The following is a 22,354-nucleotide window of genomic DNA, read 5'->3' as shown; positions in this document are numbered from 1 at the left end:
CGGGATCTCCACGATGCGAGTACAGACCGAACACAACCAGATCTGCTGGTATGCCGAAGGGGCCTTTCGCGACCCTTCTCCCCAGTTATTCGATCCTGCCTGGTGGCAGAACAACCGTCAGGTGGTGGGAACCTCCATCGGACGGGGAGTGACCTGGTTCGTCAAGGATGAGTCCCGCCATCTGGTGCTGCGCCACTACTATCGTGGCGGCATGGTGGGCAAGGTGGTGCGGGATCGTTTCTGGTTCGAAGGGGTCGAGTCGAGCCGCGCCATGGCCGAATACACCCTGCTGGCCAAGCTGTGCGAGCTGGGGCTGCCGGTGCCGCGTCCGTTTGGTGCCCGCATGGTCAAACAGGGACCCTTCTATCGTGCCGATATCCTGATTGAGCGAATTCGCGGTGCCAAGGATATGGTGGCGCTGCTCAAGCAGGGGCCGGTGGCGACCGAGGTATGGTACAAGATAGGCCAGACGGTGCGCCAGCTGCACGATGCCGGGGTCTATCACGCCGATCTCAACAGCCACAACCTGCTGCTCGATAAAGAGGGCAAGGTGTGGGTGATCGATTTTGACAAGGGTGCGATCCGCTCCCCCGGCGAATGGCAGAAGGCCAATCTGGAACGCTTGCTCCGTTCATTCAATAAAGAGTCTCAACTGCATACCAGTTTCCACTTCGTACCGGAGAACTGGCAGACCTTGATGAACGGGTATCAGGGAAAAGCGATCTGACCCTGTTGCTCGGCGTGAACGCCAATGTTACTTATTGAGCAGGTATTCAGATCCTGTTTCGAGGCGCCCCATGGAAATGCTCAAGACACCTTTGGTCGATGTGACTGCCCGGCTTGATCCGGGTCTGCTGTCTGATGCCATGGCGCTGCTGGAGGCGGGGATCTGGAGCTGGTCAGCCCAACATGGACTGCAGCGTGATCCCTCCTGCCTGCGCCTGTTGGGATTGGGAGAGTGCTGGCCGGATGATCTTGGCTGGCTGGATCGGGTTCATCCCGACGATGTTGCCCGGCTGGAAGATGCCCTGCTCGCCTGCCAGAGCGGCCGCAGCAGCGGTCTGCGCCTCGAATACCGCATTCTGCATCATCACGGTCACTACATCCGGCTGGAAGAGCGGATGCGTCGCGATGAGCGGGGTTATCTGCTGGGGGTCGTCCGTCACCTCGATCCCGCTGCCGTGCTGGTGGAGGAGCGACATGGCACCGATCCGCTGACCGGACTGGAGAGCCGTGGCCGTTTCGAGCAACTGCTTGAAGAGCGGCTGGCGACCGAGAGCGGCACTTTCAGTCTGCTGCAGTTTTCGGTCGATCACATGGCCAAAATCCAGCAGTTGTTTGGTGAAGCGGCTTGCGACGCCATGCTGGCCAAGCTGGCGCGTATCGTACGCCACGAACTGCGGCGGGAAGATCCCTTCGCCCGCTGGGATGAGGACGGTTTTATCCTGATGCTCTCCCAGACCGAGCGGATGAGTGCGCTGGAGATCGCCGAGCGGCTGCGCCTCGAGATTGCCGATGCCAGCCTGCTGTCACAGCGGCCGGTCACCGTCAGCATCGGACTGGTGCAAAGTCAGGCTTACGAGCAGCTCGATCATCTGCTGGCCCGGCTGGCCAGCTGTCACAGTCAGGCCAGACGGGAGCACAACACCGTCGTCGGCTGAGTGCGGTCAGGGTTGGCCGCGCTTGTCACGCTGGCAGACCCAGAGCGAGGCCAGCATCAGCAGGCCGCCGATGGTCAGTCGGGTCAGGTCGGTATCCTTGCCCCAGAGCAGCAGATTGACCAGCAAGCCGGCCGGAATGAGCGCATTGTTCATGATGGCCAGCACCCCGCTGGTGACCAGCGTCGCCCCCTTGTTCCAGAGGAAGTAGCCGAGGCCGGAGGCACCCACCCCCAGCCAGAGCAGAATGCCCCACTGCAACCCTGACGTTGGGTATTGCGGCTTGCCCAGCAGCCACCAGGCGGGCAGTGCGATCACCAGCGCTCCCAGATAGAAGCAGCCGAACACCGCCAGTTGCGGTGGTTGCTCCGCCTCCCGCGCCAGCAGTACCTTGTAGCCCACCTGACCGAGCGCGAAACAGAGGTTGGCCCCCTGCACCACCATAAATCCCAGCACATAGCTTTCGGTCAGGCCGTCGAAACGGATGACGGCAGCCCCGATCACCGCCAGCAGGGCGCCCCACAGATAGGTGGGCTTGAAGCGCCCTTCCAGCAGGTCGTGGAGCAGGGTGACGTAGATGGGGGTGAAGATGGTAAAGACCAGCACTTCCGGCACCGTCAGCAGCAGGAAGGAGTGGTAGTAGAAGAGATACATGATGCCGAGCTGGATGGCGCCGAGGGCCATCAGCTTGGCCGCCAGATCGGGGCGTAGCCAGCGGCGGCGCAGGAAGGGGAGAAACACCAGACTGGCGAGGGCGATGCGGGTCAGCACCGAGAAGTAGGCATCCACCTGGCCAGCGAGGTAGACCCCGATCAGGCTGAAGGAGAATGACCAGAGCAGGGTGACCCCTATCAAGTAGTTCATGTGTTTGATTTATCATCAGTTGTCAATTTCAAGGGGGGCTATGATGGCCGAGATGGAAGCGGCAATCCAGCGTTTATGGGCGCGATTGCCACAGGTCGGAGCATTTTCCTTTACCGCCAGCAATGGCGAGGGGTCGGCGACCGACTGGAATGGTCGGGGCGAGGGGCGTGTGCAGGTGACCGATCATCAGGGGGGGTGGCAGTATAACGAGCAGGGTCGCTACACCACGCCTCATGGCAGGGAACTCGCCATGCACAACCGCTTCTGGTGGCAGCGCAGTGCGCGGGGGATCCGTCTCTCCCATCTGCGTTATCAAGCGCCGGTCGAACTGTTCGAGCTGTTGCCGCAGGGGGATGGCCGCTGGCTGACCGCCGAACCCCATCTGTGCGGGGCGGATCACTACAGCGCCGAGTTGACCGAGATCGACGGCGGTTTCTTGCTGAGCTGGCAGATCACCGGGCCGCGCAAGAACGAGCGACTCAGCTATCGCTATCTGATCTGACGCCGGCTGGCAGGCATAAAAAAAACCGGCGCAGAGCGCCGGTAGCGGGGGACAAATCGGAGGTTTTTTAAAACAGTCCCAAAAACAGGAGAGATAGACTCTCGTCACACATTCAGAGATGGACTTCAGGCATTCAGGGCATAGCTCAGCATGGCTTGCAGCTTGCTATCGAAGAACCAGGGCAGCAGTACCATCAGCAGGCCCAAGATCCCGGCCAGCCGCTGGCGATACTGCCAGCCGGCAATCAGTACCAGACCACCGCACAGTGTGGTCAGGATGCCTGACATAGGGAGACCTCGCGCTGCATGCGACGCTGCTGCGCCCACTGGTTCATGGCGACCGAGCCGAGGATCAGGGCCAGAGCAACACCTGTGGTGGGGTGGATCTGCTCGCCGAGGAACAGGGCACCCAGCATCACGCCGAACAGCGGCACCAGATAGTTGCTGAAGGAGGCGAACGTCGGGCCGGCCTTCTGGATCAGCGCCATGTAGAGGAAGTAGACCAGACCGGTACAGAGGGTACCCAGCACGGTAATCGCGCTCAGGGCCTGGGTGCTCGGCAGGGTCAGGCTGCTGAGGTCAACCATGAAGGGGGCGACCAGCAGCAACTGGATTGCCGAGGAGATCAGGATATTGCGGGCGACCACGACCGGATGGTCCTTGGCGAAGCGCTTGATCATCAGCAGGCCGATGGCGAAGCAGCTGGCACCCAGCAGGATGGCCATGGCACCGAGCAGACCGGCGTTCATGCCCTGGGAGAGTTTCGGCCAGAACAGGGTGAGTACACCGGCAAAGCCGATGATCACGGAAAGCAGACCGGTTTTGGTGATTCTTTCACCAGAAATAAACAGCGGTGCAGCCAGAATGGTCACAAACGGGATACAACCCATGACCACGGCGGCGATGGCGCTATCCACATACTGTTGGCCCCAGGCGACCATGATGAAGGGAATGGTGGCATCCAGCAGGGCGATCAGCATATAGGTGCGCCACGGGGTGTGCTCACTCTTGAGCCGCATGAACAGGCAGAGCAGACCCAGGGTCAGGCTGCCGCACAGGGCACGACCGGCAGCCACCAGAATGGGGGGCAACTCGGCAACGGCCTGGTGCATGAAAATGAATTGGGAACCCCACAGCAGGCCAATGGCCAGCAATAACAGATAGCTACGCATTTGAATCTCCGATGTATTAAGCCAGCGCATTCTAGGCAATCTGTTACTATGGTAAAAATGAATTGTTGGCATTTAACTATGGCTAATATCGATGGATAGCTCGCTCGCCCGTCTCGACCTCAACCTGCTCGCCGTATTCGACATGCTGATGCAGGAGCGCAACGTCACCCGTGCCGCCGAACGGCTGCATCTCTCCCAATCCACCGTCAGTCACGCCTTGGGGCGGCTGCGGGTGGCGCTGGATGACCCGCTGTTCGTGATGAGTCGGCGCGAGATGATGCCGACCGAGCGGGCCAAGGCGCTGGCCGGGCCGGTGCGCCAAGCGCTGGCGATGCTGGAGCAGGGCTTGCGACAGGCCAAGGGGTTTGATCCCGCCACCGCGCGGCGGATTTTCCGCATCGCCACCCCAGGCTCGGTGGAGCATGGGCTGGTGCCGATGCTGGTGGAGAGGCTCCATCGGCAGGCCCCTCACTGTCGGCTTGAGGTGTGCGAGCTGGCCGACAGCAACTACGAGCGAGAGCTGGAGAAGGGGGAGCTGGATCTGGTGATCGGTTTCGCCGGGGCGAATCATCTCTCACCCCGCTTGTGGCGGGAGGAGTGGTTCAACAACCCGCTGGTCTGCCTGTCGCCGCTTGGCAGCGAATTGCCCGATGTGCTGACTCCGGTCGAGCTGGTGAGCCGTCCCCACATCCATACCTCCAGTTGGGGTCACAGTCAGGCGATGGTGGAGCTCTGGCTGGCCCGCTTCGGGGTGGAGCGGGAGCTGGGCGTGCGGTTGCCGAGCTTTATGGCGGTGCCGCCGCTGATGGCGACCGGCCGCTATCTGGTGGTGGTGCCCGAGATGATCGGACGCCACTTCTGCCGCTACTACCCGCTGCGGATGCACCAGCTCGACCCCGCCATCCCGATCGTCTACCTGATGGCGGGGCACCCGCTGACCGCCCATGACGAGGCGATCGGCTGGTTCAAGAGCCTGCTGCACCAGCTGGTGTTCGACCTCTACGGCGACGATGCGCTCGGTACTCCCGCTCAGCGGATGCTGGCGAAGTAGTCGAGCCCCATGGCGCTTTTCACCTCAGCCAAGACCTCATCTGTGATGACGCGGGCCTGCTCGGTGCCCTGATAGAGCAGTTCCAGCAGCATCTTCTTGTCGGCGATGGCCGCGGCCCGGCGCTCCCGCATCGGGGCGAGCAGGGTCTGCAGGCAGTCATTGAGCACCTGTTTGCAGCGCATATCGCCCAGTCCGCCGCGCCGGTAGTGCGCCTTCATCTCGGCGACCAGCGCCTTGTGGGGGTGGAAGGCATCGAGATAGGCGAACACCGTATTTCCCTCCACCTGACCCGGATCGCTCACCTTGAGGTGGTTGGGGTCGGTATACATGGCGAACACCGCCTGTTTGACCTCTTCCGCCGACATGCCGAGTTCTATGGTGTTGCCGAGGGATTTGGACATCTTGGCCTTGCCGTCGATGCCGGGCAGGCGGCCGGTGTCGCTCAGGATCGGCTGGCATTCGGTCAGCACATCTTTGCCTACCAGAGAGTTGAAGCGGCGGACGATCTCGTTGGTCTGCTCCAGCATTGGCAGCTGATCTTCCCCGACCGGCACGTGGCTGGCGCGAAAGGCGGTGATGTCGGCGGCCTGACTGACCGGATAAACCAGAAAACCGGCCGGCAGCGTGCGTTCGAACCCTTTTTGCTGGATCTCCGCCTTGACGGTGGGATTGCGCTCCAGCCGGGCAACGCTGACCAGATTGAGGTAGTAGCAGGTGAGTTCGGCGAGGGCGGGCAGGGCGCTCTGCAAACAGAAGGTGGTCTTGGCCGGGTCGAGGCCGACCGCCAGATAGTCTGCCATTACCTCCAGCACGTTGTCGGTCACCTTGGCCGGATTGTGGCCGTTGTCGGTCAACGCCTGCAGATCGGCGATCATCACGAATTGACGATAGTGGTGCTGGGCTTCGACGCGCTGGCGCAGGGAGCCGACATAGTGGCCGATGTGCAGTTTGCCGGTGGGACGATCGCCAGTCAGGATTAGGGGGTTGTGCATGTCACTCTCTCCAGTTGGGTGAGCCGGGAGGCGACAAAGGGATAAAAACAGTTGACCGCCTCTCGGCGGTCACGGTGTTTTATTTGGGAAAATCTCGAATAGAAACGCGGTGCCGCCTGTTTAGGAGCAGCACCACCAGTAGTTGTGATTGAATGCGGTCATGTTCATAGCAAATCAAACTACGCCGGTTTCATCACTTCTGCAAGGGAACGACCAGCAGATCGCAGGGCACGGTATTCATCAGCTGACGGGCGCTCGAGGTGAGCAGGCTCCAGAAGCTCTGGCGATGGCCGCACACCAGCAGATCGATCTCGTACTCCTTGACTGCCTGATTGACCCGTTCGCTCAGATCGCCGCAGATGACCAGCTTCTTCTCGATGGGGTAGTCCACCGAGGCGAGGAAGGCCTCCAGCTTCTCTTTCGCTTCGGCGATCACCTGATCCTGCACGTTGTCGATGTCGATATCGATCATCTCGGTGTAGAGATCCTTGAGGTCCACATCGACATGGATAACCGACAGCTTGGCGCCGTTGGAACGGGCTCTGTCCACCGCCTTGTCGATCACCTTGCGGTTATCCTCCGACAAGTCGATCGCGGCCAGAATGTGCTTGTAATAGGTTGTACCACTCATGGGATGTCTCCTTACCGATCCTTCACTCACTATACCAATCTCTGCTGAAACTAAAATGGTGCCTTGGGCACAGTTTAGGGATTTGAACGAGTTTAATTTCCAGCTGACGGTTGCAATTGACTCAATTAATAATCACTTTTTGCTCGTAAATTAAACAGGAGTTTGAGCCAGGTCACACCCACTCTATTGCCCGCAGCCAGTGAGAGGCATAGGATGTGCCCGTGCTTCGCAATGAACACAAAACAACAAAAAGCATCTAAATACCGCTTTGGGGAGCCACGTGCTCCCTTTTGTTTTTCTGCCTCATTTCCTGCTGCTTTTCTTGCCGTTTTCTTGCTGATAGAGATCCGGCATCAAGTTAATCTCCCGCGACTTGGTTATGCTGTAGCCAGTTTCTTTGGAGGCCTTCTCATGATCATTCATCCCCAGATTCAAGGTTGTGTTGCCCGCAACTGTCACCCCATCGGCTGCCGCGCCGCCGTGCAACAGCAGATCGAACGGATCAAGGCCGCCGGCCCGTTCAACGGCCCCAAGCGGGTGCTGGTGCTGGGGGCCTCCTCCGGGTTCGGGCTGGCGTCGCGCATTGCGCTCGCCTTCGGTGCCGGTGCCGACACCATTGGCATCTCGTTCGAGCGGGGCCCCTCCGACAAGGGGCTGGGCAGTGCCGGTTGGTACAACAACATCTGGTTTCGCAAGGAGGCGGAGCAGGAGGGGCGTATAGCCATCAACCTGATTGGTGATGCCTTCTCCGACGGCATGCGCCAGCAGGCCATCGACACCATCCGCCAGCAGCTGGGGCAGGTGGATCTGGTGATCTATTCGCTGGCGAGCGGCATCCGGGTGCTGCCCGATGGCTCGCAAGTGCGTTCGGTGCTCAAGACTACCGGCCAGCCGTTCAGCGGCTGGGGGCTTGATCTGGAGCGCGATACGCTGGTGCAGCAGTCACTGGCGCCCGCCACCCCGGAGGAGATCCGCGATACCGTTACCGTGATGGGGGGCGAGGATTGGCAGCTCTGGATGCAGGCGTTGCAGCAGGCGGATTGTCTCGCCCCTGGCGCGCAAACCGTGGCCTACTCCTACATTGGCCCGGAATCCACCTATCCCCTCTATCGGGACGGCACCATCGGTTATGCCAAGGAGCATCTGCACGCCACCGCCGAGACCATCAACCTGCAGCTGGCCGAGATTGGTGGCCACGCCTGGGTATCGGTCTGCAAGGCGCTGGTGACCAAGGCTAGCGCCTATATTCCGGTGCTGCCGGTTTATCTCGGCCTGCTGATGGGGGTGATGAAGGAGCGCGGTGTCCATGAGGGCTGTATCGAGCAGATGCAGCGACTGTTCGCCGCCAAGATGTATGGGCCCAATGGGGTGGTGGCTGATGGCAACCGGCTGATCCGGATGGATGACCATGAGCTCGACCCTGCCATTCAGGCCGCCGTTTCGGCGCTCTGGCCCAAGGTGACGCCGGACAATTTCCACGCACTGGGGGACTTTGCCGGGCTGCGGCAGGATTTCATGCAGCTCAACGGCTTCGAGCTGCCGGGCGTCGATTATGCTGCGCCGGTGGATGTCGCCTCCCTTGGCGAGCTGACCCCCTGAGCTGAAAGAAACGGGATCTCCCTCTCGTTGGCGGGTTGATTCGCGGCGGGAGTGTGGCGACAATCGATACCAAATCACTGAGGAGAAACAAGATGCTGGCCCAAGCCATGATCGAGAAGTTGAACGAGCAGATTAACCTGGAGTTCTACTCCTCCAATCTCTATCTGCAGATGAGCGCCTGGTGCGAAGACAAGGGCTTTGAAGGGGCGGCGACCTTCCTGCGCCAGCACGCGGTCGAGGAGCGCCAGCATATGGAGCGTCTGTTCACCTATGTGAGCGAGACCGGCGCCATGCCCAAGCTGGGTGCCATCGATGCCCCTCCCCACGAGTTCAAGTCGCTGGGCGACGTGTTCCGTACCACCCTGGAGCACGAGTACCACATCACCAAGTGCATCAATGGTCTGGCCCACGTAGCTTTCACCACTCAGGACTACTCCACCTTCAACTTCCTGCAGTGGTATGTGGCCGAGCAGCATGAAGAGGAGAAGCTGTTCAAGAGCATCGTCGACCGTCTGGGTCTGGTGGGTGAAGATGGCAAAGGCCTCTACTTCATCGACAAGGAGCTGGCCGAACTGGCCAAGGGCGCCCCTGCCAGCATCATGGACAGCAACGCCTGATAGTCGTGGACACTTAGTGTTCAGCCAGTACAATAACGGCCCTTTTAAGGGCCGTTATTTATTCTGGTGGGCAGCCACTATGGTTGTGTTCCGTCAGAGGCAATCTCGGTTCTGGCCAGGTGCCGTTTCTATTTTGATAAGTGAGTGATGATGAAGCAGGTCGATGTGGTGGTGATCGGGGCCGGTGCGGCCGGATTGATGTGTGCGGCGCAGGCGGGCTACCGTGGTCGCTCCGTGCTGGTGCTCGATAACGCCAAGAAGCCGGGCCGCAAGATCCTCATCAGTGGCGGTGGCCGCTGCAACTTCACGAACCATCAGGCTGGCGCTCACGCCTACCTGTCGGAGAATCCCCACTTCAGCAAGTCGGCGCTGGCTCGCTATACCCAGCAGGACTTTATCGATCTGGTGGATCGCCACGGGGTCAACTATCACGAGCGCACCTTGGGGCAGCTGTTCTGTCTCGAGAGCGCCAAGGATATCGTCGATGTGCTGCTCACCGAGTGTGACTGGGCCGGGGTGACCCTGCAGTTCCAGACCGAGATCCTCACCGTCAGCAAGCAGGACGAAGGCTTTTTGCTGACCACCAGCAAGGGTGAGGTCGGCTGTCACTCGCTGGTGGTGGCGACCGGCGGTCTCTCCATGCCCAAGCTGGGGGCGACCCCTTATGGCTTCAAGCTGGCGGAGCAGTTCGGCCTCAAGGTGCTGCCGACCCGCGCCGGTCTGGTGCCCTTTACCCTCCATCAGGCGGAGAAAGAGGCGTTCGCCGATCTGGCGGGCATCAGTCTGCCGGTGGCGGTGACCACCGAGGATGGCACCCGCTTCAAGGAGGCGATGCTGTTCACCCATCGCGGCCTCTCCGGCCCCGTCATCCTGCAGATCTCCTCCTACTGGCATGCCGGCGAGAAGATCCACATCAACCTGCTGCCGGAGCTGGATATTCCGGCTGCCTTGCGCGAATGGGCGCAAGCGCATCCGGCGCAGGAGCTGAAAACCGTGCTGGGGCGCGAGCTGCCCAAGCGCTTCGTCGACAAGCTGGTGGAGCTGGGTCAGCTGGTCAGCAAGCCGATGCGCCAGTACAACGAGCGGGAACTGGAAGCAGTGGCCAATCTTCTGGGTGACTGGCAGATCCTGCCCAACGGCACCGAGGGGTATCGCACCGCCGAAGTGACTTTGGGCGGCGTCGATACCAACGAGCTCTCCTCCAAGACCATGGAAGCGCGCAAGGTGCCCGGCCTCTACTTCATCGGTGAAGTGGTGGATGTGACCGGCTGGCTCGGCGGCTACAACTTCCAGTGGGCCTGGTCCTCGGGCTGGGTGGCCGGTCAGTACTGTTGATGTCACAGGGGCTGGTTTATCCGGCCCCGATTTATTGGTCGGGGTTATGGTGATCGGTCGGGTTGCCGCAAGGGGGCGCAGATGCTTGAGAATCAGATGATGTTGTTGGCGGTGTTCGAGCGGGCGGCGCTGATGCTGATGACCCTCTTCTTCCTGACCCGCACCCGGCCGTTCCAGCGGCTGTTCCAGAAGCGGGATCACACCCCGGCCGAGCTGGTGCTGGTGGCCTCCATCTTCGGCCTGTTTGCGGTGTTCAGTACCTACACCGGCATTCCGGTGGAGGGGGCGCTGATCAACGTGCGGATCATTGCCATTATCTCCGGCGGCATCCTGTTCGGCCCCTGGGTCGGTATTCCGGCCGGGGTCATCTCCGGTCTGCACCGCTATCTCATCGACATGGATGGTCACACTTCCATCCCTTGCCTCATCGCCAGCATTATTGCCGGCCTGCTCGCCACCTGGCTGCACCTGCGCTGCCGCAAGTCGCGGCTCTGGCTCTACGGCATTCTGGCGGGGATGCTGTGCGAAGGGCTCACCATGCTGCTGATCTGGCTGCTGACCGAGCCCCACGAAGTCGGGGTGGAGATCGTTAACCACATCGCCTATCCGATGATCGCCGGGGCGCTCTGCATCGGCCTTATCATCAAGCTGGTGCAGGATCTGGATGACGAGAAGGAGCTGATTGCTGCCAAGCAGGCCAAGTTGGCGCTCGATATCGCCAACAAGACGCTGCCTTTCTTCCAGAACATCGATCGCCACTCCCTCAGTCAGGTGTGCGATGTGATCCGGCGCGACATCAGCGCCGATGCGGTGGCCATCACAGATACCCGTGACGTGCTGGCTTATGTCGGGGTGGGCAAGGACTATTACGAGCTGGATGAGCACCACGCCATCAGCGGCATGACCCAGCAGGCGGTGCTGCTCGACCAGATCATCATCAACAACGATTTGCGCCAGTATCACCTCTCCGATTTCCACTCGGTCATCATTATTCCGCTGCGAGAAAACGGCTCGGTGAGCGGCACCCTCAAGATCTACTATCGCCGCACCCACAGCATCACCAGCTCCCTGCGGGAGATGGCGGTGGGCCTTTCCCAGCTCATCTCCACCCAGATGGAGGTGTCGCGCATCGAGCAACTCAAGGAGATGACCCGCAAGGCGGAGTTCACCGCACTGCAGAGCAAGATCAACCCGCACTTTCTGTTCAATGCCCTCAACGCCATCTCGTCGCTGATCCGCATCCGGCCCCAGCAGGCGCGCCAGCTCATTGCCAATCTGGCGGACTACCTGCGCTACAACCTCAACAAGGGGGATGAGCTTATCGACATTCAGGAGGAGCTGCAGCAGGTGCGCGACTACGTGGCCATCGAGCAGGCCCGCTTTGGCGACAAGCTGGAGGTGGTGTTCGAGGTGGACGATGTGCACATCCAGGTGCCGAGCCTGTTGTTGCAGCCGCTGGTGGAAAACGCCATCCTGCACGGCATCCAGCCCCGCAGCGCGCCGGGTCGGGTCACTATCGAGGTGAAACAGCTGGCGGGCGGCATCCGGGTATCGGTACGAGACACAGGTTACGGCATCAGTCAGGCTGTAATCGACGGGGTGGCCGCCGGTCGGGTGGAGAGCCGCAGCATCGGCCTGATGAACGTGCATCAGCGGGTCAAGCTGCTCTATGGCGACGGCCTGCACCTCAAGCGGCTGGAGCCGGGTACCGAAGTGAGTTTCTATCTGCCGGATCAGGAGTCGATGCCATGCTGAGAGCCATCATGGTTGAGGATAAGTGTGTGCCGCGAGAGGTGTTGTCATGCTGAAAGCCATTATTGTCGAAGATGAGTATCTGGCTCGCGAGGAGTTGATCTATCTGGTGAATCAGCACAGCACCATCGAGATAGTGGCGAGCTTCGAGGATGGGCTGGAGGCGTTCAAATACCTGCAGGATCACGAGGTGGATGTGGTGTTTCTGGATATCCAGATCCCCTCCATCGATGGCCTGCTGCTGGCCAAGAACCTGCACAAGTCGAGCCATCCGCCCCACATCGTCTTTGTCACCGCCTACAAGGAGTTTGCGGTGGAGGCGTTCGAGCTGGAGGCGTTCGACTACATCCTCAAGCCCTACAACGAGCCGCGCCTCATCAATCTGCTGCAAAAGCTCGAGCATGCGGGCAAGTCGCAGCCAGCCACCACGGGGGAGGCGAGCGGCGAGGGGAATAGCCCGCACAATCGCACCGTCAATCTGGTGAAGGGGGAGCGCATCATCGTCACCCCCTGCGAGCAGATCTACTACGCGGAAGCCGACGAGAAGCTCACCTATGTCTACACCCGTGATGACCGCTACGTGATGACCATGACCATCAGCGAGTTTGTCAGCCGGCTGCCTGCCGAGGGGTTCTTCCGTTGCCACCGCTCCTACTGCGTCAACATCAACAAGATCCGCGAAATCGTCCCCTGGTTTAACAGCACCTATCTCATCCGACTCCATGATCTGCCGTTCGAGGTGCCGGTCAGTCGCAGCAACATCAAGGCGTTCCGTCAGCTGATGCGGCTCTGATTGTCATTCATTCCCGCCGATCTGCATTTCATGCCTTAATCGATCGGCGCGAGCTGCGTCTTGCCTATAGTGGCCTCAATTTCCTTAAGGCCATCGACCGAGACGCATCATGACCATCGATCTGAACCGCACCCGGTACCTGACACTGATCGGTACCATCATTACCCAGTTCGCACTGGGTTCCGTCTACACCTGGAGCCTGTTCAACGCCCAGCTCTCCGACAAGCTGGACGAGCCGGTGAGTCAGGTCGCTTTCGCCTTCGGCCTGCTCAGCCTCTCGCTGGCGGTCGCCTCCTCCATGGCGGGCAAGCTGCAGGAGCGATTCGGGGTGCGCAACGTGACCCTGGGCGCCGGTGTGTTGCTCGGCATCGGCTTCTTCCTCACCGCCCACGCCAGCAATCTGGCGATGCTCTACCTCTGCGCGGGCATTCTGGTCGGTTTTGCCGACGGTACCGGCTACCTGATGACCCTCTCCAACTGCGTGAAGTGGTTCCCGGAGCGCAAGGGTCTGATCTCCGCCTGCTCCATCGGTGCCTACGGCCTCGGCAGTCTCGGTTTCAAATACATCAACCTGCTGCTGCTCTCCAGCTCCGGTCTTGAGACCACCTTCCAGCTGTGGGGGCTGATCGCCATGTCCATGGTGCTGGTGGGCGGCATGCTGATGAAGGATGCGCCCAAGCAGGCCGCTTCCGTGCAGCAGAGCGAGAGCCGTGACTTCACCCTGGCCGAAGCGATGCGCAAGCCGCAGTACTGGATGCTGGCGCTGATGTTCCTCACCGCCTGCATGAGCGGCCTCTACGTCATCGGCGTGGCCAAGGATATCGGCGAGAAGATGGTGGGTCTGCCTGCCGTGGTCGCCGCCAACGCCGTCGCCATCATCGCCATGGCCAACCTGGGTGGCCGTCTGGTGCTGGGGATCCTCTCCGACAAGATGTCCCGCATCCGGGTCATCACCATCGCCCAGCTGATTACCCTGGCGGGCATGGCGCTACTGCTGTTCGTGCCGCTCAATGCCAATCTGTTCTTCGTGGCGGTTGCCTGTGTGGCATTCAGCTTCGGTGGCACCATCACCGTCTACCCCTCGCTGGTGAGCGACTTCTTCGGTCTCAACAACCTGACCAAGAACTACGGCGTCATCTATCTGGGCTTTGGTCTGGGCAGCATCATCGGCTCCATCGTGGCCTCCCTGTTTGGCGGCTTTATGGCGACCTTCCACCTGATCCTGGTGTTGCTGGTGGTGGCGCTGGTGCTCTCCCTCACCATCCGCCTGCCGGCACCGGTAGCGGTGGAGCGGGCCTGATAAGCCTCCCTGCCATAGCAAGCAAAAACAGAGACCCGGGCCATGCCCGGGTCTTTGCATTTCCGATGGTCGATTAGCGTGGCGCTAGCCCCAGCAGCTGGCGGGCCTTGCGGCAGCTCTCTTCCACCGTTGACCACTCATCACCGGTTACCGTGATGTGGCCCATCTTGCGGCCGGGGCGGGGTTCGCCCTTGCCGTAGAGGTGCAGATGCAGGCCGGGCAGCGCCAGCAGGGCGGCCCAGTCTGGGGTGCCGTTTTGCCAGAGATCCCCCAGCAGGTTGATTAACAGGGCGGGGCGCACGGCAATCTGCTCCGGCAGCGGCAGATCGCACAGGGCGCGCACCTGCAACTCGAACTGGCTGCATGCAGCGTTGTCGAGGCTGGGGTGACCCGAGTTATGGGGGCGGGGCGCAAGCTCGTTGACCAGCAGTCGGCCTTCCACCAGAAAGAACTCCACCGTCAGCACCCCCACGTAATCGAGGGCCGCGATCAGCCGCTCGGCTATTGCTTTGGCTTCGCTCTCCAGCGCCGGCACCTTGGCCGGGGAGCGAGTCTGGTCGAGAATGCCGCCGCTGTGCCAGTTCTGCACCAGTGGCAGGGAGCTGATGGCGCCGCTCGGGCTGCGGGCCAGGGTCAGGGCAAACTCCCCCTCCAGCGCCAGCCGTTTTTCCAGCACGCAGGGCACAGCACTGGCTGCCAGCGCCGTCGCCAGCTCATCCAGATTGTTCACTTGCCACTGCCCCTTGCCGTCGTACCCCTCGCGGGCCGTCTTGAGAATGGCGGGGAAAATTTCGCTGGCCTGTGCGGGGATGGGCTCTTCCGGCAGCAGCGCCAGAGAGGGGGCAACCGGGATATTGGCCCTGCGCAGAAAAGCTTTCTCCTCGCGGCGATCCTGACAGATGCGCACCGCGCTGGCGGCCGGGTGCACCGGCTTTTGTTTTTCGAGCAGAGCGAGGGTGGCGGCGGGCACATTTTCGAACTCGCAGGTAATGGCATCGCAGCGGAGTGCCAGTTGGTGCAGGGCGGTCTGGTCGTCATAGGGGGCGACAATATGGTGATCGGCGGCGGCACCGGCAATGCTGGCGGGATCGGGATCCAGCACCACCACCTTGTAGCCGAGGCGGTGGGCGGCCATCACAAAGTAGCGGCCAAGCTGACCGCCGCCGAGCATGCCGAGGGTGGCGGGAGGCAGGATCATGTCGGCTCCTCCAGCGTGAGGGCCAGCACCCGGTCGCGCTCGCGGGTGCGGAAGTCGTCGAGCTGCTGCCGGTAGCGGGGGGCGTCGCCGTCTTGTGCAACGGAGAGCAGAGAGACCGCAAACAGGGCCGCGTTGGCGGCCCCCGCCTCGCCGATGGCGAAGGTGGCGACCGGTACCCCTTTGGGCATCTGCACGATGGAGAGTAGCGAGTCCATCCCCTTGAGATGGCGTGATGGGATGGGCACCCCCAGCACCGGAAGAGTGGTCTTGGCGGCGACCATGCCCGGCAGATGGGCGGCGCCACCGGCCCCGGCGATGATGGCGCGCAGGCCGCGCTCGCGGGCTGTGGCGGCATACTCGAACAGCAGATCCGGGGTGCGATGGGCCGAGACCACCCGCGCCTCGTAGGGCACGCCGTGCTCCTTGAGGATGCGGGCGGCAGCCTGCAGCACTGGCCAGTCGGAGTCGGAGCCCATTATCAGGCCGATCAGCGGAGGGGTGTTCATGTGTATTGGTTCCTTGCTGTTAAACGTTTGCTTTTGGTAAACAAAAAGAGCCGGCAAGCCGGCTCAGAATTTCTCGGGTCGCACGATTTCGACCGGTTGCAGAAAGGCGATCATGGCGTAATCGGGGTAGTAGCGACTCTGCAGGTGGGCCAGCAGCCGCTCCGCCTGCTCCCGGCTGCAGATCGCCTCCAGCCGGATGTTGCCGCTCTCGCTCCAGCTGGCGTTGCGCTCGCCATGATCTCCCCGGCCGCGGGCATCTGTGATGGTGTAGCCGCGCAGCCCCTCGCGGGTGAGGGTGCGCAGCAGGGTTGGCTCCAGATTGGCTTCCGTAATGACGGTCAGCAGGGTGCGGGTCTCGGTCTGCATGTGGCTACTCCGTGAAGTGGCGGGCCCAGCTGTGGTAGAGCGGGATCCCCAGCATGATGTTGAACGGGAAGGTGACTCCCAGCACGGCGCTGAGGGACAGCCCCGGGTTGGCCTGAGGCACGGCGATGCGCATGGTGGCCGGCACGGCAATATAGGAGGCGCTGGCCGCCAGGGTGGCCAGCAGGGTCAGGCCACCGAGGGAGAGCCCCATCAGCTGGCCAGCTGCCAATCCCAGTCCCGCCGAGGCGAGCGGCATCAACAGGGCGAAGCCGAGCAGGAACAGGCCATGGCGGCGCAGATCCTGACACTGGCGGGCGACGATGAGGCCCATCTCCAGCAGGAACAGCGCCAGCGCCCCCTTGAACAGGTCGACAAACAGCGGTTTGAGCGGAGCAATTCCATCCGGCCCGGCCAGATAGCCGATGGCCATGCCGCCCAGCAGCAGGGTGACCCCTTTGCCGAGGAAGGTCTCGTGGGCCAGCATGCGCCAGCGAGTCTCGCGACTGATGCCGCGGGCCAGCACTATGCCCACCAGAATGGCGGGGATCTCCATCACCGCGAGGAAGATGGAGAGCTGGGATTCAAAGCTGATGCCCCGCTCGGTGAGCCAGTTCACCCCGACCGCAAAGGTGGCGACGCTGACCGAACCATAGTGGGCGGCGGTGGCAGCGGCATCGACCCGGTTCATCTTGAGGCGCAGCACGGCAAAGCCGAGCAGGGTCTGCACCACGCCGAGCAGGATCACCAGCGCCAGTTGTGGCAGCAGAGGTTGCAGGGATTGCTGGGCCAAACCGACGCCGCCCTTGAGGCCGATGGCCAGCAGCAGAAAGAGGGAGAGGGTGTCGTAGAGGGCAGGAGGCAGTTTGAGCTCGGAGCGCACCAGACCGGCCAGCAGACCAAACAGAAAGAAGAGTACAACAACGTCCAGCATGATGGTTCGCAGGGCAGTTCAGATAATGGTTGCATGCTAGAGTCCGCAATGTTTCGATAAAATCAGATTCTCACTGATAGTTGTTCGGTAAAAACTGATAGGGAACGGCATGCTCAACTACAAACAGCTCTACTACTTCTGGCATGTGGCGCGCTGCGGCAGCGTGACGCAGGCCGCCGAACAGTTGCATCTCACGCCGCAGACCATCAGCGGTCAGGTCGCCGAGCTGGAGCAGTCCCTCGGAGTGGCGCTGTTCAACCGGGTGGGGCGGCGTCTGGTGCTGACCGCTGCCGGACGGCAGGCGCAGGAGCAGGCTGGGGCGATTTTCTCGCTCGGTGCCGAGCTGGAGCACACCCTGCGCCACGCCAGTCAGGAGCTGACTATGCAGGTGGGGATCGCCGATTCGGTACCCCGCACCCTGGCGTTCGAGCTGCTGGCCCCCGCCATGGCGCTGGCGACTCCGTTGCGGCTGGTGTGTCACGAGGAGCGGGCCGAGCAGCTGTTCAGCGAGCTGGCCCGCCACAAGCTGGATATGGTGCTGATCGATCGCCCGCTCCCTCCCGACAGCGGCGTGCGTGGCTATAACCACGAGCTGGGGCGCAGCCCGCTGGCACTGTTTGCCAGTCCCGAGTTGGCGGCGCGGGCGCGGGATGGCTTTCCCGCCTCGCTGGAGGGGTTGCCGTTGCTGATCCCCGGAGAGAAGTCGGCTACCCACGATCGGCTGCTGGTCTGGTATCGCCAGCAGGGCATTCATCCCCATCTGGTGGGGCAGTTTGATGACTCCACTCTGATGAAGTCGTTCGGCAAGGCGGGGATGGGGATCTTCCCGGCGCCGCTGGCGATGGCTGATGAAATTGGTCGCCTCTACGGGGTGGAGCGAATTGCGACCCTCACCGACGTCACTCTCTCTTACTATCTGGTCTCGGCAGGGCGCCATCTCTCCCATCCCGGGGTACAAGCGGTGATGGAGGGGGCCCAGCAGCGGCTGGCGGTGCTGGCTGGCAAGAAATAGAAATCTGGATGGCTATACATCCAGCTTGGCTCTGCCTATAATCCTCCCGCTTTGGCGCATCATGCTTAATAGGGAATCCGGTGAAAATCCGGAGCTGGCGCGCAGCGGTAAGGGGGAACGAAGCGACATCAGGGCACTGCCGTCAGGCGGGAAGCCGTCGCCGTAGGCTATCAGCCCCCGAGCCCGAAGACCTGCCAGAGTTCGTATTTCGGGCCGAGAGAAACCGGCCACGAAGTAGATACTTACGCGAACTTAAGGATCTCTCATGTCGAAGAAATTTCTGGCGGCTGCCCTGTTGCCGACGGCGGCGTTTGCCCAGCAGCTGACCATTCCCGTCAATCCCACCATGGTGGTGACCGCTACCCGCGTCGCCCAACCTGCCTCCAGCGTGCTTGCCCCGGTCAATGTGGTGACCCGGGACGAGATCGATCGCCTGCAAGCCCAGACCGTGACCGATGTGGTCAAGACCCTGCCCGGTGTGGAAGTGGTCAGCAATGGTGGCCGAGGCCAGCTTAGCTCGCTGCGGGTGCGTGGTGGCACTTCTTCCCAGACGCTGGTGCTGGTGGATGGGGTGCGCAGTGCCTCCCTGACCGCCGGGATGACCGAACTGAACAATCTGCCACTCAATCAGGTCGAGCGGATCGAGTATATCCGCGGCCCGCGCGCCACCATCTACGGCTCCGACGCCATCGGTGGGGTGATCAACATCATTACCCGCCCCGACAAGGGGACCAATCAGCACAAGTTCAATATCGGTGCTGGTTCCCATCAACAGCGTCAGGCCGCTTTCAGTAGTGCCAGCCAGGTCGGTGAGGCGGGTCAGCTCAAGGTGGCTGGCGGTTTTGATGATGAAGAGGGTTACAACGTACACCCCTTGCCCGGCATCAACGATGGTGATCGTCACGGGCATCAGGGCTACAACGCCATGCTGGACTACCAGCAGGCGCTCGGCAGCAATTGGGATCTGTTCGGTACAACCCGCTGGTTCCGCAATGTCGCCCAGTACGACCGCTCTTCTGCGGCTTCCGCCTGGGGGCCTGCCACCCATCAGCGCAACGAGACCTGGACTGAAAACCAGAGCTATCAGCTGGGGTCGCGCTATCACGATGATCGCTATCTGAGTGAGTTGCGTGGCGCCTTCTCCAAACAGGATGCGTACGACTATCAGGACAACAGTGGCCGCGATCAGGCCAATACCCGGACCTACACCCGCCAGTACAGCCTGAACTGGGTCAACAGCTTGAGATTGAACGAGAGCTGGACGCTGGGAGGCGGGGCCGATTGGCAGAGTGATCGACTGGATGATCGCTCCCGCTCCTCCGGCTCCACGTATCCGGTCGACGCCAAAGAGCGCGACAACACCGGCCTCTATGCCCTGGCCCAGTTTGACAACCAGATATGGCAGGGTGAGCTGAGCGGCCGCAGTGATGACAACGAGCAGTTTGGTCGTCACAACACCTGGCAAACCGGGGCAGGCTGGCGTTTTGTCGAGGATTACCGCCTGAGCGCCCGCTATGGCACCGGTTTCCGCGCCCCCTCCTTTAATGACCTCTACTATCCGGGCTCTGGCAATCCCAACCTGAAGCCGGAAGAGTCGAAGAGCAGCGAGCTGATGCTGGATGGTCAAACTGCGGGTGTCGAGTGGCGTATGACCGGTTATCGCAATGATTTCGAGCAGATGATCCAGTGGGCGCCCAACAGTCAGGGTATGTGGACACCACAGAACGTTGGCAAGGCGCGCATTGAAGGGATCGAGCTGGAAGGGGAGTTTGATACCGGCTGGTTGAGTCATAGAGTCTCTGCCGAATACAAGGATCCCAAAGACAAGGTGACCGATAAACAGTTGCAGCTGATCTCCCGTAAAGGGGCCAAGTGGGTAACTCAGGCGCAGTGGCAGCAGCTTGATGGTTCCTTGAGCTGGCTCTATCAGGGTGAGCGCTATGGCGATGTGGCTAACACCACCAAACTCGGTGGCTACAGCGTGTGGAATCTGGCTGTCGGCTACAAGGTCACCCCGGCGCTCAAAGTATCTGGCAAGATCAACAACCTGCTGGACAAGGACTATCAGACGGCGGTGGGTTACCCTGCCGATGAGCGCGCTTACTACGTGACAATGGATTACTCACTCTAAGCCGGACCCGGCCAAGCGGAAAAATCAGGGGCCCTGCCATTGGCAGGGCCTTTTCTATTGGCGGCAGGCGGGAGTATGATCGCCGCCTTGCACCAAAGGGGAGCTCAAGTGGCCAATATTCTCGTGTTTGATTCCGGTATGGGTGGCCTGACCATCTACCGCGAGATCCGCCGCGTTCTGTCGGCACACAACTATTTCTACTGCTTCGACAACGCCAACTTCCCCTATGGTGAATTGAGCGAGCCCGCCCTGATTGCTGCCTGCACCCGCTTGGTGACCACCATGGTAGCCCGTCATCATATCGATCTGGTGGTGATTGCCTGCAACACGGCCAGCACCATAGCGCTGCCGGCCCTGCGTGAGGCACTGGATATTCCCGTGGTGGGGGTGGTGCCAGCCATCAAGCCCGCCGCTGCACAGACTCGCAACGGTTGTATCGGTCTGCTTGCTACGCCGGGCACCGTCAGCCGCGACTATACCCATGAACTGATCGCCCAGTTTGCTCCCGGCAAGCAGGTGCTACTCAAGGGCACCACCGAGCTGGTCATAGAAGCCGAACACAAGCTGGCGGGCCTACCGGTCAATATGGCGTTGTTGAGCGAAGTATTGGCCGACTGGCTGGGGGGGGAAGAGAAGCCGGATACGCTGGTGCTTGGTTGCACTCACTTCCCGCTACTCAATGAAGAGATTGGGCAACTGATGCCGCAATGTCAGCTTATTGACTCGGGCAGTGCCGTTGCCAAACGGGTGGCCTGGTTGCTGAACAATGGCGGGCATGCCATCGTGCAGCCTGTACATATAGAAGAGGTAATTGCCAGGGCTTACTGTACCCGGCTGGATGGGGAGGCTCAAAAACTGACAGCCCCATTGCAAGCATGGGGGCTGTCATCACTGGAAGAGGTGAAGTACTGACGGCGGTTAGGCGTCAGTTTCGCTACCTTCTCTTTCCTCTTTATCACGTTTGTCATTCGCTTCACGCACCTTGAGGGTGCGCTGCTGATACTCTTTGTCATTCAAAGCGGCAATCGCCTTGGCGGCATCGGCGGCGGGCATCTCCACGAAACCGAAACCTCTGCGCTTGCCGGTTGCCTTGTCTTTCATCAACCGTACGGAAATGACCTGGCCCTGTTCGGCAAACAATTCGCGCACTGCGATCTCATTGGCGCGATAGGGCAGGTTGCCTACATATAAGGTGCAAGTCTCCTGATTGGCGATCGACTCGGCAACATTAGCCGGGGTTCGCTTCAGGAACAGCGGTACCACGAAACCGCCGATGGCCAGACCTGCTGCAAAAATCACTTCCGCTTTCAAAGAGAACTGCAGGGCCTGGGCAACCAGGTAGCCAACCACTGCCAATACCAGAGCAAGGATTGCGGCCTGCATATATACGGGAAACTTGGATAAATTCATCTTAAAAGACCTTTTGTAAATGAAAGCAAAAAAGGTGCAACACTATATTCACCTCCATGGTAACCAGCTTTCCTGATTGGCGCTACCATGGACCACTCGGGAGAGGTTATCGGCTCCAGTATGGCATTCCCAAGGTCACTAAAGGCGACATAAATGACGCTAAAATGGGAGTGAAATAACAGGATTGTGGATAACATTGTATATATACACTGAATAAGCTGTTTCTAATTGAATAATTTGAAATTTTCGTGATTTTCTTCAAAAAAAGTCTTGTCATCGCAGCGTCGCTCCCTATAATGCGCCCCTACCAGCACGGCGGAACACGCCAACCTGATGAGCCAGCTTCCTAGCGAAGTGGGCGCCGAAAGAAAAGCGAAAACAATCGCTTGACTTTCGAAGTGAGAAGCGTAATATGCGCCTCCTCAACGCGGCAAGCGTGACGCTCTTTAACAATTTGAATCAAGCAATCTGTGTGGGCACTCACAGCATCGAACATCAAAAACAATTTTTGATTTTCAATGTCTGGTGAAGTGAC

24 protein-coding genes and 1 riboswitch are annotated in these 22,354 nt (G+C 60.7%); of the genes, 13 read left to right on the top strand and 11 right to left on the bottom strand.

Annotated elements, in window-relative coordinates:
- Positions 1-13 precede the first annotated feature (13 nt).
- A complete protein-coding gene (locus AB5Y86_RS09810; protein ID WP_368192773.1) occupies positions 14-727 on the top strand; it encodes a 3-deoxy-D-manno-octulosonic acid kinase in 714 nt (237 codons plus the stop codon).
- Positions 728-797: 70 nt separating this feature from the next.
- The gene (locus AB5Y86_RS09805) at positions 798-1,661 is read left to right on the top strand and encodes a sensor domain-containing diguanylate cyclase (RefSeq protein ID WP_338710757.1); all 864 of its coding nucleotides are present in this window, start codon (positions 798-800) and stop codon (positions 1,659-1,661) included.
- A gap of 6 nt (positions 1,662-1,667) precedes the next feature.
- Here AB5Y86_RS09805 and AB5Y86_RS09800 read toward each other — a convergent pair whose 3' ends face one another.
- Entirely contained in the window at positions 1,668-2,522 is an 855-nt protein-coding gene (locus tag AB5Y86_RS09800) for a carboxylate/amino acid/amine transporter (RefSeq protein ID WP_323907313.1), read from the bottom strand.
- Positions 2,523-2,562: 40 nt separating this feature from the next.
- On the opposite strand from AB5Y86_RS09800, the gene AB5Y86_RS09795 reads away from it, so the two are divergent.
- Positions 2,563-3,024 (top strand): DUF6314 family protein, encoded by a 462-nt coding sequence (locus AB5Y86_RS09795; RefSeq protein ID WP_368192772.1) that lies wholly within the window; start codon positions 2,563-2,565, stop codon positions 3,022-3,024.
- A gap of 125 nt (positions 3,025-3,149) precedes the next feature.
- On the opposite strand, the gene AB5Y86_RS09790 is transcribed toward AB5Y86_RS09795, so the two are convergent.
- Positions 3,150-3,311, bottom strand: a complete 162-nt coding sequence (locus AB5Y86_RS09790) for a hypothetical protein (RefSeq protein WP_005339236.1) — start codon at positions 3,309-3,311, stop codon at positions 3,150-3,152.
- Positions 3,296-4,195 carry a DMT family transporter gene (locus tag AB5Y86_RS09785; protein ID WP_005355734.1) on the bottom strand — a complete coding sequence of 300 codons (900 nt, stop codon included), beginning with the start codon at positions 4,193-4,195 and terminating at the stop codon, positions 3,296-3,298. The genes AB5Y86_RS09790 and AB5Y86_RS09785 overlap by 16 nt, the downstream gene beginning before the upstream one ends.
- Positions 4,196-4,286: 91 nt before the next feature.
- On the opposite strand from AB5Y86_RS09785, the gene AB5Y86_RS09780 reads away from it, so the two are divergent.
- Complete coding sequence (locus AB5Y86_RS09780; protein WP_047439835.1) at positions 4,287-5,246, top strand: LysR family transcriptional regulator; 960 nt, start codon at positions 4,287-4,289, stop codon at positions 5,244-5,246.
- Here the strand turns inward: AB5Y86_RS09780 and trpS are convergent.
- Entirely contained in the window at positions 5,225-6,238 is a 1,014-nt protein-coding gene (gene trpS, locus AB5Y86_RS09775; RefSeq protein ID WP_368192771.1) for a tryptophan--tRNA ligase, read from the bottom strand. The two genes, AB5Y86_RS09780 and trpS, sit on opposite strands and share 22 nt — an antisense overlap.
- Positions 6,239-6,431: 193 nt before the next feature.
- Positions 6,432-6,869, bottom strand: a complete 438-nt coding sequence (locus AB5Y86_RS09770; protein ID WP_005339229.1) for a universal stress protein — start codon at positions 6,867-6,869, stop codon at positions 6,432-6,434.
- Positions 6,870-7,280: 411 nt separating this feature from the next.
- Here AB5Y86_RS09770 and fabV point away from each other — a divergent pair, with 411 nt between their 5' ends.
- From fabV to AB5Y86_RS09740, 6 genes are all read left to right on the top strand, one after another.
- Positions 7,281-8,468, top strand: a complete 1,188-nt coding sequence (fabV, locus tag AB5Y86_RS09765; RefSeq protein ID WP_368192770.1) for an enoyl-ACP reductase FabV — start codon at positions 7,281-7,283, stop codon at positions 8,466-8,468.
- Positions 8,469-8,560: 92 nt separating this feature from the next.
- Positions 8,561-9,085 (top strand): non-heme ferritin, encoded by a 525-nt coding sequence (ftnA, locus tag AB5Y86_RS09760; RefSeq protein ID WP_005339225.1) that lies wholly within the window; start codon positions 8,561-8,563, stop codon positions 9,083-9,085.
- 150 nt (positions 9,086-9,235) lie between these two features.
- Positions 9,236-10,420, top strand: a complete 1,185-nt coding sequence (locus AB5Y86_RS09755; protein WP_368192798.1) for an NAD(P)/FAD-dependent oxidoreductase — start codon at positions 9,236-9,238, stop codon at positions 10,418-10,420.
- Between the two features lie 81 nt (positions 10,421-10,501).
- Positions 10,502-12,175 carry a LytS/YhcK type 5TM receptor domain-containing protein gene (locus AB5Y86_RS09750; RefSeq protein WP_368192769.1) on the top strand — a complete coding sequence of 558 codons (1,674 nt, stop codon included), beginning with the start codon at positions 10,502-10,504 and terminating at the stop codon, positions 12,173-12,175.
- 46 nt (positions 12,176-12,221) lie between these two features.
- Positions 12,222-12,965 carry a LytTR family DNA-binding domain-containing protein gene (locus AB5Y86_RS09745; protein ID WP_108613331.1) on the top strand — a complete coding sequence of 248 codons (744 nt, stop codon included), beginning with the start codon at positions 12,222-12,224 and terminating at the stop codon, positions 12,963-12,965.
- A 109-nt stretch (positions 12,966-13,074) separates the two neighbouring features.
- A complete protein-coding gene (locus AB5Y86_RS09740) occupies positions 13,075-14,265 on the top strand; it encodes an MFS transporter (RefSeq protein WP_005339218.1) in 1,191 nt (396 codons plus the stop codon).
- A 73-nt stretch (positions 14,266-14,338) separates the two neighbouring features.
- Here the strand turns inward: AB5Y86_RS09740 and AB5Y86_RS09735 are convergent, their stop codons facing one another.
- From AB5Y86_RS09735 to AB5Y86_RS09720, 4 genes are all read right to left on the bottom strand, one after another.
- Positions 14,339-15,463 (bottom strand): 5-(carboxyamino)imidazole ribonucleotide synthase, encoded by a 1,125-nt coding sequence (locus AB5Y86_RS09735; protein ID WP_368192768.1) that lies wholly within the window; start codon positions 15,461-15,463, stop codon positions 14,339-14,341.
- The gene (gene purE, locus AB5Y86_RS09730) at positions 15,460-15,969 is read right to left on the bottom strand and encodes a 5-(carboxyamino)imidazole ribonucleotide mutase (RefSeq protein ID WP_236368100.1); all 510 of its coding nucleotides are present in this window, start codon (positions 15,967-15,969) and stop codon (positions 15,460-15,462) included. Before purE ends, AB5Y86_RS09735 begins: the two co-directional genes overlap by 4 nt.
- A gap of 63 nt (positions 15,970-16,032) precedes the next feature.
- Positions 16,033-16,335 carry a hypothetical protein gene (locus AB5Y86_RS09725; protein ID WP_005321666.1) on the bottom strand — a complete coding sequence of 101 codons (303 nt, stop codon included), beginning with the start codon at positions 16,333-16,335 and terminating at the stop codon, positions 16,033-16,035.
- 4 nt (positions 16,336-16,339) lie between these two features.
- Positions 16,340-17,266, bottom strand: a complete 927-nt coding sequence (locus tag AB5Y86_RS09720) for a sodium-dependent bicarbonate transport family permease (RefSeq protein ID WP_005342109.1) — start codon at positions 17,264-17,266, stop codon at positions 16,340-16,342.
- Between the two features lie 109 nt (positions 17,267-17,375).
- On the opposite strand from AB5Y86_RS09720, the gene AB5Y86_RS09715 reads away from it, so the two are divergent.
- From AB5Y86_RS09715 to murI, 3 genes are all read left to right on the top strand, one after another.
- On the top strand, positions 17,376-18,278 hold the full coding sequence (locus tag AB5Y86_RS09715) for a LysR family transcriptional regulator (protein WP_368192767.1): 903 nt from the start codon (positions 17,376-17,378) through the stop codon (positions 18,276-18,278).
- A 35-nt stretch (positions 18,279-18,313) separates the two neighbouring features.
- Positions 18,314-18,492: riboswitch (cobalamin riboswitch) on the top strand.
- Positions 18,493-18,543: 51 nt separating this feature from the next.
- Entirely contained in the window at positions 18,544-20,409 is a 1,866-nt protein-coding gene (locus AB5Y86_RS09710) for a TonB-dependent receptor (RefSeq protein ID WP_368192766.1), read from the top strand.
- A 108-nt stretch (positions 20,410-20,517) separates the two neighbouring features.
- The gene (gene murI, locus AB5Y86_RS09705; RefSeq protein ID WP_368192764.1) at positions 20,518-21,321 is read left to right on the top strand and encodes a glutamate racemase; all 804 of its coding nucleotides are present in this window, start codon (positions 20,518-20,520) and stop codon (positions 21,319-21,321) included.
- 6 nt (positions 21,322-21,327) lie between these two features.
- Here the strand turns inward: murI and AB5Y86_RS09700 are convergent, their stop codons facing one another.
- Positions 21,328-21,819 (bottom strand): RNA-binding protein, encoded by a 492-nt coding sequence (locus AB5Y86_RS09700; protein ID WP_005339200.1) that lies wholly within the window; start codon positions 21,817-21,819, stop codon positions 21,328-21,330.
- Positions 21,820-22,165: 346 nt separating this feature from the next.
- On the bottom strand, positions 22,166-22,354 hold a 189-nt coding region (locus AB5Y86_RS09695), incomplete at its 5' end, for a hypothetical protein (RefSeq protein WP_227016271.1).

Origin of the sequence: Aeromonas sp. s8, assembly GCF_040907785.1 — a bacterium.
Classification (GTDB): Bacteria; Pseudomonadota; Gammaproteobacteria; order Enterobacterales; family Aeromonadaceae; genus Aeromonas; species Aeromonas veronii.
This window is presented reverse-complemented; position numbering and strand designations above follow the sequence as displayed.